A 12,513-nucleotide genomic window follows, 5' to 3' on the forward strand; every position below is an offset into this window, starting at 1 on the left:
GCCAGTCCTCCGGTACTCGTCTCCTACGTGTTTTACGCGGCGGCCAGCTTGGCCGCCGAGTCCGCGTCGACACAGGCCTGGATCACCGCGGCGAGGTCGCCGTCCAGGACCTGGTCCAGGTTGTACGCCTTGAAGCCGACGCGGTGGTCCGAGATGCGGTTCTCCGGGAAGTTGTACGTGCGGATCTTCTCGGAGCGGTCGACGGTGCGGACCTGGCTGCGGCGGGCGTCGGCGGCCTCCCTCTCCGCCTCCTCCTGCGCCGCTGCGAGCAGCCTCGAGCGCAGGATACGCAGTGCCTGCTCCTTGTTCTGCAGCTGGCTCTTCTCGTTCTGGCAGGAGGCGACGACTCCGGTGGGAATGTGCGTGATGCGCACCGCGGAGTCGGTGGTGTTGACGGACTGTCCGCCCGGTCCCGAGGAGCGGTAGACGTCGATGCGGAGGTCGTTGGGGTTGATCTCCACGTCGACCTCCTCGGCCTCCGGGGTGACCAGCACACCGGCGGCGGAGGTGTGGATACGGCCCTGGGACTCCGTGGCCGGCACCCGCTGCACGCGGTGCACGCCGCCCTCGTACTTCAGCCGCGCCCAGACGCCCTGGCCGGGCTCGGTGGCGCCCTGGCCGCCCTTGGTCTTCACGGCGACCTGGACGTCCTTGTAGCCGCCCAGCTCGGACTCGGTGGCGTCGATGATCTCGGTCTTCCAGCCGACCCGCTCGGCGTAGCGCAGGTACATGCGCAGCAGGTCGCCGGCGAACAGCGCCGACTCGTCGCCGCCGGCGCCGGCCTTGATCTCGAGGATGACGTCCTTGTCGTCACTGGGGTCGCGCGGGACGAGGAGCAGGCGCAGCTTCTCCGTGAGCTCCTCGCGCTGCCGCTCCAGGTCCTTGACCTCGGCGGCGAAGTCGGGGTCGTCGGCGGCCAGTTCGCGCGCGGTCTCGATGTCGTCGCCCGTCTGCGTCCAGGAGCGGTACGTGGCGATGATCGGGGTGAGCTCGGCGTAACGCTTGTTCAGCTTGCGCGCGTTGGCCTGGTCGGAGTGCACCGACGGGTCGGCGAGCTTCTTCTCCAGGTCGGCGTGCTCGGCGACGAGTTCCTCGACGGCCTCGAACATCTTGGGCTCCTGTGTACGGACGGGGGTGAAGGGCGGGCGACCAAAAACGCCGGTCCCGGAGCGCCCGGTGAGGGGGCGCGTCCGCGGACCGGCGAATGGAGGCTCGCTACTTCTTGGAGCCGGCGGCCTTGCCGAAGCGGGCCTCGAAGCGGGCCACACGGCCACCGGTGTCGAGGATCTTCTGCTTGCCCGTGTAGAACGGGTGGCACTCGGAGCAGACGTCGGCACGGATGGTGCCGGACTCGATGGTGCTGCGAGTCGTGAACGACGCGCCGCAGGTGCAGCTGACCTGCGTCTCGACGTACTCGGGGTGGATGTCGCGCTTCAAGGTGTCTCCTAGGTTTCGGGAGGGCGCCGGGTCGCTGACGCGGGGTGCGGGAGCGTGAACCGGAGCCGACGTACCAGTCTGCCAGGACTGGGCCCATCCCCCAAAACCGGGGGTTGCCGTTGTTTGTTCCCTGCGGGCCGGTGGGGGCTGGTCGCGCAGTTCCCCGCGCCCCTGGGGACGTGCCCTCAAGGGGCGCTGACGACGCCCTTGGCCTCACCCGCTGCCGAGCCCTTGGTCGCGCTCTTCGGGATCGGCTTGTCGTGCTCCAGGGCCTTCCAGATCTGGTCGGCCTGCTTCTTCTGGAGGAGGACGCGGTTCGGGTCGGCGGGGTCGTAGGCGACCGGCATCGTGACCATGTTCATGTTCGCCGGGGTGATGGTCTTGAGGCCGTTCGCGAAGGAGACGAGCTTGTTGACCGAGCCGAGTTCGGAGTCGGTCGTCACCGTCTTGGTCGCGGTCTGCGCGAGGTCGTAGAGCTTCTTCGGGTTGGAGAAGACGCCGACGTCCTTGACCTGGTTGAGCAGGGCCTTGATGAAGGCCTGCTGGAGCTGGATGCGGCCCAGGTCGGAGCCGTCGCCCACGCCGTGCCGGGTGCGGACCAGGCCGAGGGCCTGCTCGCCGTCGAGTCTGTGGGTGCCGGCGCTCAGCTTCAGGTGGCTGTCGGGGTCGTCGATGCGCTTGGTCGTGGTCACCTCGACGCCGCCGAGGTCGTCGATGAGCGTCTGGAAGCCGGCGAAGTCGACCTCCAGGTAGTGGTCCATGCGCAGGTCGGTGATCGACTCGACGGTCTTCACGGCGCAGGCGGCTCCGCCCGTGGAGTACGCGGAGTTGAACATGACGCTGTTCGCGGCGGGGTACTTCTCGCCCTTGGTGTCCGTGCAGGAGGGCCGGTCGATGAGGGTGTCACGCGGGATGGAGACCACGCTGGCCTTCTTGTGGCCCTTGTTGACGTGCACGATCATCGCCGTGTCGGAGCGGGCGCTGCCGTCGTCGCTGCCACCGCCGAGCTTCTTGTTGCCGCCGGCGCGGGTGTCGGAGCCGAGGACCAGGATGTTCTCGGAGCCGTTGTCGGCCTTCTCGGGCCGGTCGGTGCCGAGGGCCTGGTCGATGTCGACGCTCTTGAGGTTGCCGTTGAGCTTGAAGTACACGTACCCCGCCCCGGTCCCGCCGAGGACGACGATGCCCGCAGCGGTCCAGGCCATGATCATCATGCCCTTGTGACGCTTGCGGGGCTTGCGGCGTCGGCCCTTGGCGCGGTGGCGCGGTCCGGTGGTGCCGGTCTCGTCCGGTATACCCGGACCCGGCGTGCTCTCGGCAGACATGTGCTCCTCGGCTCGTCTTCGGTCGATTACCCCCTGCTGTCGGTGCCAGGCGTTCTCGGTCGGGGGACTTCCCCCTGGCACCATCGTCGCTCCGCCTGGTCAGACGGGGAAACTCGGGAAAGGGTTGCACAACGGACTGTGCCCACCGCGTACGGCGGTGGGCACAGTGCGTGTTCGTCACAGCGGGGTGTATCCCGCTCACCTGCGGCTTCAGCCGAAGATGTCGTACTGCTTGAAATCGGTACCTACGGACTTTCTTGTGGCAAAGATCTCGCTGGTCGCCTTTCCGGTCCCCGGGTAGAGGTAGAGCGTGCCGCCGGGGGTGCGGGCCAGGAAGTCGGCCTTGCCGTCGCCGGTCATGTCACCGGTCGCGTCGAAGGCGTTGTAGCCGCCCCAGGAGCGCACCTTGACCCGGGCCGAGAAGGCGCCGGAGCCGGACTTGCCGGTGCCCTTGTAGAGGTAGATGTGGCTGCCCGACTTGCTGCGGGCGATCAGGTCCGTCTTGCCGTCGCCGGTGAAGTCGCCCTTGCCGCGCACGGAGTTGTACTGGTTCCAGCCCGAGCCGGCCTTCACACGGGGGGCGAAGGTGCCGTTGCCCTTGCCGGGGTAGATCCACAGCACGCCCGCGGAGTCGACCGAGAGCAGGTCGGCCAGGTAGTCGCCGGTGACGTCACCGGGGGTGATGATGCGGGTGCGGGTCTTCCAGTTGTCGGCGATCTTCTTGGTGGACCAGGCGTTGTCGGCGAGCACGAAGTGGGTCCAGAAGACATCGCCGTCGCTGCTGCGCCGGTAGACGAGGTCCTGGTAGCCGTCGCGGTCGAAGTCGGTCTGCAGGACGACGTTGAAGCCGTCCCAGTTGCCCCAGGACTGGCGGGCGGCGAACGACGTGCCCTTGGAGTCCTTGGAGTAGCCGGTCTTCGTGGAGGCGTTGCGCACCCACAGGTCGGCCCTGTGGTCACCGCTGATGTTGGTGTCGTCGACGCGCGGATAGGCGGAGCCGACGTAGGAGCTGACCTTCGCGAAGACGCTGTAGGCGCCCTTGGCGACGCAGTCGGTCACGCCCCAGGACACGACACCGACGATCCGGTTGTTGACGACCAGCGGGCCGCCGGAGTCGCCGTTGCAGGCGGAGGTGGTGCCGGTGTCGCTGCCGGTGGCGGGCTTGCCCGCGCACACCATGTGGCCCTTGACGAAGTCCCTGCCGTAGGCGCCGGCGCAGGTGCTGTCGGACTGCAGGGGCAGCGTGGCCGTCTTCAGCCTCTCGGAGACGGCGTCGCTGGTGGAGGTGGTGCGGCCCCAGCCGTAGACCTTGGCGTTGGTACCGGCCTTGTACGAGGTGGTGTCGCCGGACGTCGTCATCCGGATCGTCTTGGCCTTGACCGGCTGGGGCAGGGTGAGCACCGCGATGTCGTTGTCGATGGTCGACGCGTTGTACGACGGGTGGTTCCACTGCCGCCAGACGGCGGTGGCGGTGCCACCGTGCAGGTCGGTGCCGTTCGCCGAGGGCAGCTGGGCGGTGCCGGTGACGACGGCGCCGTTGGCGTTCCAGTCGTAGCCCTTGACGCAGTGCGCGGCGGTGAGGATCTTCGTCGGCGCGACGACGGCACCGCCGCAGAAGAAGCCGATGTCGTCGCTGGTGCTGGACGTGCCCCGGTCGTCGAAGTAGTGGAGCTGCGCCATCCACGGGGCCGTGGTGATGGCGGTCTGGCTGCCGCCGATGATCTTCGGGTCGACGCGACCCTCGTTCGTGCTCGCGTTCAGCGACGCCTTGCTCGTCTTGCCCGCGATGTCGTCGCCGGCCAGGGCGCCGGCGACGCGCTTCTCCAGCTCGGCGGACGACGGTGAGCTGATGGCGGGCTTGACCGTCGGCTGCGGCAGCGGAGTGGCCGCGTCGGCCGACGACGTCAGCAGCGCCGCGGCCACGGCGGCGGCGATTCCGGCCGATGCCACGGGCAGCGCGATGCGTATGCGACGTCTGTGCCGCCCGCCCCCAGGCATGGATGTACCCACGTAGGTCCCCCCTCGGGATCACATGTTCGAAGAGAGCGTGATCCTACCTGCACATGAACACCACAAAGGGCCGCGCCCGTCCGTTTCCGGACGGGCGCGGCCCTTTGGCCAAAAGGTGCCTAGTCGCCGTTGCCCGGCATCGGCGTCGTCTTCTGGATCTGCATCAGGAACTCGGCGTTCGACTTGGTCTGCTTCATCTTGTCCAGGAGCAGCTCGATCGCCTGCTGCTGGTCGAGCGCGTGCAGCACACGGCGCAGCTTCCAGGTGATGGCGAGCTCGTCGCTGCCGAGCAGGATCTCTTCCTTACGGGTGCCGGACGCGTCCACGTCCACCGCCGGGAAGATGCGCTTGTCGGCGAGCTTCCGGTCGAGCTTGAGCTCCGCGTTGCCGGTGCCCTTGAACTCCTCGAAGATCACCTCGTCCATGCGGGACCCGGTGTCCACCAGGGCGGTGGCGAGGATGGTCAGCGAGCCGCCGTCCTCGATGTTGCGGGCCGCACCGAAGAAGCGCTTCGGCGGGTACAGGGCCGTCGAGTCGACACCACCGGACAGGATGCGGCCGGAGGCCGGGGCGGCGAGGTTGTACGCACGGCCCAGACGCGTGATCGAGTCGAGCAGCACGACCACGTCGTGGCCCAGCTCGACGAGACGCTTGGCGCGCTCGATGGCGAGCTCGGCGACCGTCGTGTGGTCCTCGGCCGGGCGGTCGAAGGTCGAGGAGATGACCTCGCCCTTGACCGACCGCTGCATGTCGGTGACCTCTTCCGGACGCTCGTCGACCAGGACGACCATCAGGTGGCACTCGGGGTTGTTGTGCGTGATCGCGTTGGCGATGGCCTGCATGATCATGGTCTTGCCGGTCTTCGGCGGGGCCACGATCAGACCGCGCTGGCCCTTACCGATCGGCGAGACCAGGTCGATGATGCGGGTGGTCAGCACGCCCGGGTCGGTCTCCAGACGGAGCCGGTCCTGGGGGTAAAGCGGCGTCAGCTTGTTGAACTCCGGCCGACCGCGCCCGGATTCGGGCGCCATGCCGTTGACGGAGTCCAGACGGACCAGCGCGTTGAACTTCTCGCGGCGCTCGCCCTCCTTCGGCTGACGCACGGCACCGGTGATGTGGTCACCCTTGCGCAGGCCGTTCTTACGGACCTGGGCGAGGGAGACGTACACGTCGTTCGGGCCGGGCAGGTAGCCGGAGGTGCGGATGAAGGCGTAGTTGTCGAGGATGTCCAGGATGCCCGCGACGGGGATCAGGACGTCGTCCTCGGTGATCTGCGGCTCCTGCACGTCGTCGCGGCCGCGACGGCCCCGGCGGTCGCGGTAGCGCCCGCGACGGCCGCGACGGCCGCCCTCGAAGTCGTCGTCGTCCTGCTGCTGCTGGCCACGGTCCTGACGACCGCCACCGCCGCCCTGCTGCTGGTTCTGCTGCTGGCCGCGCTGGCCGCCCTGCTGGTCGTCGCCCTTGTTGCCCCGGCCACCGCGGTCACCGCGGTCACCGCGGTCACGGTCCCGGCCGCGGTCACGGCGGTCGCGGCGGCGGCCCTCGCCGCCGTCGCCCGAGTCGGACTTGGCGTCGTTCTGGGACTGCTGCTGCGACTGCTGCGCCGGAGCCTCGGCCTTGGCGTCGTTCTTCGCCTCGGCGGCGACCGTCTCGGCAGCGGAAGCCGGGGATCCGGCGTCGGCGGTGGCCCGGCGACGACGGCGCTCGGAAGGCGCGTCGTCGCTGGCGGGCTGGCCCGGGATCTCGATCTGCTGCTGGGCGACGGCCTTGTCGGCCTTGTCGGCCTTCTCGGCGGGGGCCTCGGAGGCCTGCTTAGCGTCCGCCTTCTTCTCCGCCTTCTCGGCGTTGTCCCCCGTACGGGTCCGGGAGGTGGCGCGGCGCTTCGGCTTGGTCTCGGCGGGGGCGTCGGCCGCCTTCGCGGCCGGAGCGGCGCCGCCGGACGCCTGCGCCTCCTTGATGACCTCGATCAGCTGGCTCTTGCGCATGCGCGCCGTGCCCTTGATGCCGAGGCCGGATGCGACCTGCTGCAGCTCGGCCAGCACCATGCCCTCGAGGCCGGTACCGCGGCGCCGCCGGGAGCCGGCACCGGATGCAGGCGCGGAGGCGTCCGTGGCGGGCGCGGCAGCGGTCTCCTCGACACGTGCGCCCATCAGATCGGTGGTGTCGCTCACGAAGGGTCCTTCCCTGGAGCGGACGTCGGCCTGTCTGGCTCGGCGACCGGTTGTGCTGTCCGACTTCGGTCCGTGTGGTGTGAACCGTGCCGGGGCGGTGGTCCGCCTAAGCGGCGGAGGAATCTGGTGATGGCGCTTCCTTGAGCCGTGGCACCCAGTGTCAGTGTCACGCGGCGTGGTCGCACCGGTTCCGGAGCGTGCCCTGCGCCCCGCTCAGTGTCCGCGTACGGCGTACGGTCCGACGTACGAAACACAGTGCGGCTTGGGGGGCTCCCGGAAGAATGTCTGTCCCGGACGGGGACACGAGGCACCTCGCCATGGTGGGGTCGGGTGCAGACTTGAGGTTAACACTACCGGATCCAACAAACATTCCCCCTCTCGAAATCCGGCAACCGTGTGCTTTTAGAAGTCACCGGGGGCCGCGAGCGGAAGAACACTCGCGCCCTGCTGATCGAGGCTCAGCCGGTTCGCGGCCCAGTCCGCGCCCGCCAGCGCCTCGACCTTGTCGGCGGTGCCCGCGTCGGTGAGCGCCATGACCGTCGGTCCGGCGCCGGAGATGACCGCGGGGACGCCCTCGGCCCGCAGCCGCTCGACCAGCGCCGCGCTCTCGGGCATGGCGGGCGCGCGGTACTCCTGGTGCAGGCGGTCCTCGGTGGCGGGCAGCAGCAGCTCGGGGCGCCGCGTCAGGGCCTCGACGAGCAGGGCGGCCCGGCCCGCGTTGACCGCGGCATCGACGTGCGGAACGGAGCGCGGGAGCAGGCCGCGCGCCGTCTCCGTCAGCACTGGCTTTCCGGGCACGAAAACCACCGGAACGATGGAATCGGCGGGCTCCATCCTGATCGCGCGGGCCGCGCCGCCCTCCATCCAGGAAAGGGTGAAGCCGCCCAGCAGACAGGCCGCGACATTGTCGGGGTGGCCCTCGATCTCGGTGGCGAGCTCGAGCAGAGCGGTGTCGTCGAGCTTGGCGTCGGCGCCTATGGTCACGGCGCGGGCGGCGACGATCCCGGCGCAGATGGCGGCCGAGGAGGAGCCCAGGCCCCGGCCGTGCGGAATGCGGTTGGCGCAGACGATCTCCAGGCCGCGCGGCTGTCCGCCGAGCAGGTCGAAGGCCGTGCGCAGGGAACGGACGAGGAGGTGCTTCTCGTCGCGCGGGAGCGTCTCGCTGCCCTCACCCGCGATGTCGATGTGCAGCCCGGAGTCGGCCACCCGGACGACTACGTCGTCGTACAAGCCCAGCGCGAGGCCGAGGGCGTCGAAGCCCGGGCCGAGGTTGGCGCTGGTGGCGGGGACGCGCACCCGGACGGCGGCGGCGCGGAACGCTGGACCGGCCATCGCTCGATGACTCTCCTTGAGCTGCGTGATTGTCGAATGACGTTCGATGGACATTCGATGCGTACGAGAACCCTGGGGGCCGCTGCCGACCGGGATGGCCGGCCGCTGTCCCGGCCGCAAAGACGGCGCGGCACCGTGCTCTATGCGGAGGCATATGCGGCGGGCGGGTTCAGTACAGCCTATCGAAAGAAGGTTCTGTGGCGACATAGGGCGCACAGGAGGCGCACGATGCGTGTCGTATGAGCCCTGTGCACCCCCTGCGGGGAACGTCCCGGAGCAAGCGCCGTCTTACGCCGGACCGTGCCGAGCGCTCCACCGGCGCTCGGCACGTCCGCGCACGTCAGACGAGTCCGAGGCGCTCCGCCGCGGCCGCCGAGTCGACGGGGACGGTGACCGGCTGCGGGGCGCCGGCGACGGCCCAGTCGGGGTCCTTCAGACCGTTGCCGGTGACGGTGCACACGATCCGCTGCCCCGGGTCGACCTTGCCCTGCTCGGCGGCCTTCAGCAGACCGGCGACGGACGCGGCGGACGCGGGCTCGACGAAGACGCCCTCCTGCGAGGCCAACAGCCGGTAGGCGCGCAGGATCTCACGGTCCGTCACCTCGTCGATGGAGCCGCCGGACTCGTCCCGCGCGGCGATCGCGTGGTTCCACGACGCCGGGTTGCCGATGCGGATGGCGGTGGCGACGGTCGACGGGTCCTTGACGATCTCGCCGCGCACGATCGGGGCGCTGCCGGAGGCCTGGAAGCCCCACATCCGGGGGGTCCGGGCGGAGACGCCGTCGGCGGCGTACTCCTTGTAGCCCTTCCAATAGGCCGTGATGTTGCCCGCGTTGCCCACCGGCAGGACGTGGATGTCGGGCGCGTCGCCGAGCATGTCCACGATCTCGAAGGCGGCGGTCTTCTGACCCTCGATACGTACCGGGTTGACCGAATTGACCAGCGCGACGGGGTAGTTGTCGCTCAGTGCGCGCGCGAGGGTGAGGCAGTCGTCGAAGTTGCCGTCGACCTGGAGGATCTTCGCGCCGTGCACGAGGGCCTGGCCCATCTTGCCGAGCGCGATCTTGCCCTGCGGCACGAGCACGGCGCAGACCATCCCGGCGCGCACGGCGTACGCGGCGGCGGAGGCCGACGTATTGCCGGTGGAGGCGCAGATGACGGCCTTCGCCCCCTCCTCCTTGGCCCGGGTGATGGCCATGGTCATGCCGCGGTCCTTGAAGGACCCGGTGGGGTTCGCGCCCTCCACCTTCAGGTGGACCTCGCAGCCCGTGCGCTCGGAGAGCACCTGCGCGGGCACGAGCGGCGTGCCGCCCTCGCGGAGCGTCACGACCGGCGTGGTGTCGGATACCGGCAGCCGGTCCCGGTACTCCTCGATGATTCCGCGCCACTGGTGGGTCATTGCTGGTTACTCTCCTTCAACCCGCATGATGCTGGCGACACCACGCACGGTGTCGAGCTTGCGCAACGCCTCGACGGTCCCGGTGAGGGCGGCGTCGGACGCGCGGTGCGTGACGACGACGAGGGAGGCCTCGCCGTCCTTCCCCGACTGGCGAACCGTATCGATCGAGACTCCGTGCTCGGCGAACACGGTCGCGACCTGGGCGAGAACGCCCGGTTTGTCGGCCACGTCGAGGCTGATGTGATAGCGCGTGACCACCTCGCCCATCGGCGACACCGGCAGGGCGGCGTAGGCGGACTCGCCCGGTCCGGTCGCGCCGTTGAGGCGGTTGCGGCAGACGGCGACGAGATCGCCGAGCACGGCGGAGGCGGTGGGGGAACCGCCCGCTCCGGGACCGTAGAACATGAGCTGCCCGGCGGCGTCGGACTCGACGAACACGGCGTTGTAGGCGCCGCGCACGGAGGCCAGCGGGTGGCTCAGCGGGATCATGGCGGGGTGCACGCGCGCGGTGACGGAGGCGCCGTCCGCGGCCCGCTCGCAGATGGCGAGCAGCTTGATGGTGCAGCCCATCTCCCTGGCGGAGGCGAAGTCGGCCGCCGTCACCTCGGTCATGCCCTCGCGGTAGACGTCGTCGAGACGCACGCGCGTGTGGAAGGCGATACCGGCGAGGATGGCGGCCTTGGCGGCGGCGTCGAAGCCCTCGACGTCGGCGGTGGGGTCGGCCTCGGCGTATCCGAGGGCGGTGGCCTCGTCGAGGGCCTCCTGGTAGCCGGCCCCGGTGGAGTCCATCTTGTCGAGGATGAAGTTGGTCGTGCCGTTGACGATGCCCATCACGCGGTTGATCTTGTCGCCGGCGAGGGACTCGCGCAGCGGCCGGATCAGCGGGATGGCACCGGCGACGGCGGCCTCGTAGTAGAGGTCGGCGTCGTGGTCGCCGGCGGCGGCGTGCAGGGCCGCTCCGTCCTGGGCGAGCAGCGCCTTGTTGGCGGAGACGACGGAGGCGCCGTACTCGAACGCGGTGGTGATGAGGGTCCGGGCGGGCTCGATCCCGCCGATCACCTCGACGACGACGTCGATGTCGCCGCGCTTGACGAGGGCGGTGGCGTCGGTGGTGACGAGGGCCGGGTCGATGCCCTCCCTGACCCGGTCGGGCCGTCGTACGGCCACGCCCGCGAGCTCCACGGGGGCACCGATCCGGGCTGTGAGGTCGTCGGCGTGCGTCGTCATGATGCGCGCCACCTCTGAGCCGACCACTCCACAGCCCAGCAGCGCCACCTTCAGCGGACGCGTACGCATCATCCGACCTCGTTTCCTCATACCGTCTACGGTTTCACCAGTCTCACTCACCGGACGGGACTTTCTGCCCTTCGTCCGGATCGTGAGATATCTATTTCATTTGTACGGGGGTGGAAGGCAGGAGATCTTCCACCCCACCCGGGGATGGTTTCAGCCGACGTCGAGACGCAGCAGGTCCTCCTCGGTCTCGCGGCGGACGATCACCCGGGCCTCGCCGTTCTGCACGGTGACGACCGGCGGCCGCAGCACGTGGTTGTAGTTGCTGGCCATGGAGCGGCAGTAGGCGCCCGTCGCGGGGACGGCGATGAGGTCACCCGGTGCCAGGTCGGCCGGCAGGAACGCGTCCTTGACCACGATGTCCCCGCTCTCGCAGTGCTTGCCGACGACACGGGCGAGCATCGGCTCGGCGTCGGAGGTGCGGGAGACCAGCGCGACGCTGTACTCGGCGTCGTACAGCGCGGTGCGGATGTTGTCCGACATGCCGCCGTCGACGGAGACGTACGTCCGCAGCCCGTCGAGGGGCTTGATGGTGCCGACCTCATAGAGCGTGAAGGCGGTCGGGCCGACGATGGCGCGCCCGGGCTCGACGGAGATGCGCGGCGTGCGCAGCTTGGCGGACTCGCACTCCCGCGTGACGATCTCGGTGAGCGCCTTGGCGATCTCGTGCGGCTCGCGCGGGTCGTCGTCGCTGGTGTACGCGATACCGAGCCCGCCGCCGAGGTCGATCTCCGGCAGCTCGACGCCGTGCTCGTCGCGGACGTCCTTGAGCAGCGAGACGACCCGGTGGGCGGCGACCTCGAACCCGGACATGTCGAAGATCTGCGAGCCGATGTGGCTGTGGATGCCGACGAGTTCGAGCCCGTCGAGCTGCAGGGCCCGGCGTACGGCCTCGGCGGCTTGTCCGCCGGCCAGCGGGATGCCGAACTTCTGGTCCTCGTGGGCCGTGGCGATGAACTCGTGGGTGTGGGCCTCGACGCCGACGGTGATCCGGATCAGGACCTTCTGCCGCTTGCCGAGGCTCTGCGCGATGTGGGCGACCCGGACGATCTCCTGGAAGGAGTCGAGCACGATGTGGCCCACGCCGGCCTCGACGGCCCGGGTGATCTCGTCGACGGACTTGTTGTTGCCGTGGAAGGCGATGCGCTCGGCGGGCATGCCGGCGCTGAGGGCGGTGGCCAGCTCGCCGCCGGAGCAGACGTCGACGTTCAGCCCTTCCTCGTGCAGCCAGCGCACGACGGCACGGGAGAGGAACGCCTTGCCCGCGTAGAAGACGTCGGCGTCGGTCCCGAAGGCGGTGCGCCACGCACGCGCGCGTGCCCGGAAGTCGGCCTCGTCGAGGACGTAGGCGGGGGTGCCGAACTCCTCGGCGAGCCGGGTCACGGGGATGCCGCCGACGGTGACGACCCCGTCCTCGTCCCGCGTGACGGTCTCGGCCCACACCTTGGGGTCCAGGGCGTTGAGGTCGGCGGGCGGGGCGGAGTAGTGGCCCTCGGGGTAGACATCGGCGTGACGGGGCCCGGCGGGGTGTGCGGAACGGCTCATGTTT

The 12,513-nt window shown here is 69.8% G+C and carries 9 protein-coding genes; all 9 read right to left on the minus strand.

Annotation, left to right across the window (positions count from 1 at the left end):
• Positions 1 to 32: 32 nt before the first annotated feature.
• Positions 33 to 1,109, minus strand: coding sequence for a peptide chain release factor 1 (gene prfA, locus KJK29_RS10980; protein ID WP_215118530.1), 1,077 nt, complete (start codon positions 1,107 to 1,109; stop codon positions 33 to 35).
• Positions 1,110 to 1,215: 106 nt separating this feature from the next.
• Positions 1,216 to 1,437 (minus strand): 50S ribosomal protein L31, encoded by a 222-nt coding sequence (gene rpmE, locus KJK29_RS10985; RefSeq protein WP_003992975.1) that lies wholly within the window; start codon positions 1,435 to 1,437, stop codon positions 1,216 to 1,218.
• 185 nt (positions 1,438 to 1,622) lie between these two features.
• Complete coding sequence (locus KJK29_RS10990; RefSeq protein WP_215118531.1) at positions 1,623 to 2,759, minus strand: LCP family protein; 1,137 nt, start codon at positions 2,757 to 2,759, stop codon at positions 1,623 to 1,625.
• A 210-nt stretch (positions 2,760 to 2,969) separates the two neighbouring features.
• On the minus strand, positions 2,970 to 4,757 hold the full coding sequence (locus KJK29_RS10995; protein ID WP_215124228.1) for a trypsin-like serine protease: 1,788 nt from the start codon (positions 4,755 to 4,757) through the stop codon (positions 2,970 to 2,972).
• 131 nt (positions 4,758 to 4,888) lie between these two features.
• Entirely contained in the window at positions 4,889 to 6,940 is a 2,052-nt protein-coding gene (gene rho / locus KJK29_RS11000) for a transcription termination factor Rho (RefSeq protein WP_215118532.1), read from the minus strand.
• 402 nt (positions 6,941 to 7,342) lie between these two features.
• Entirely contained in the window at positions 7,343 to 8,272 is a 930-nt protein-coding gene (thrB, locus tag KJK29_RS11005; RefSeq protein WP_189723219.1) for a homoserine kinase, read from the minus strand.
• A gap of 340 nt (positions 8,273 to 8,612) precedes the next feature.
• Entirely contained in the window at positions 8,613 to 9,671 is a 1,059-nt protein-coding gene (gene thrC / locus KJK29_RS11010; protein ID WP_215118533.1) for a threonine synthase, read from the minus strand.
• 6 nt (positions 9,672 to 9,677) lie between these two features.
• Positions 9,678 to 10,970, minus strand: coding sequence for a homoserine dehydrogenase (locus tag KJK29_RS11015; protein ID WP_215118534.1), 1,293 nt, complete (start codon positions 10,968 to 10,970; stop codon positions 9,678 to 9,680).
• Between the two features lie 147 nt (positions 10,971 to 11,117).
• Positions 11,118 to 12,509 (minus strand): diaminopimelate decarboxylase, encoded by a 1,392-nt coding sequence (gene lysA, locus KJK29_RS11020; RefSeq protein ID WP_215118535.1) that lies wholly within the window; start codon positions 12,507 to 12,509, stop codon positions 11,118 to 11,120.
• Positions 12,510 to 12,513: the final 4 nt, after the last annotated feature.

Source organism: Streptomyces koelreuteriae (assembly GCF_018604545.1).
In the GTDB taxonomy this organism is placed as follows: Bacteria; Actinomycetota; Actinomycetes; order Streptomycetales; family Streptomycetaceae; genus Streptomyces; species Streptomyces koelreuteriae.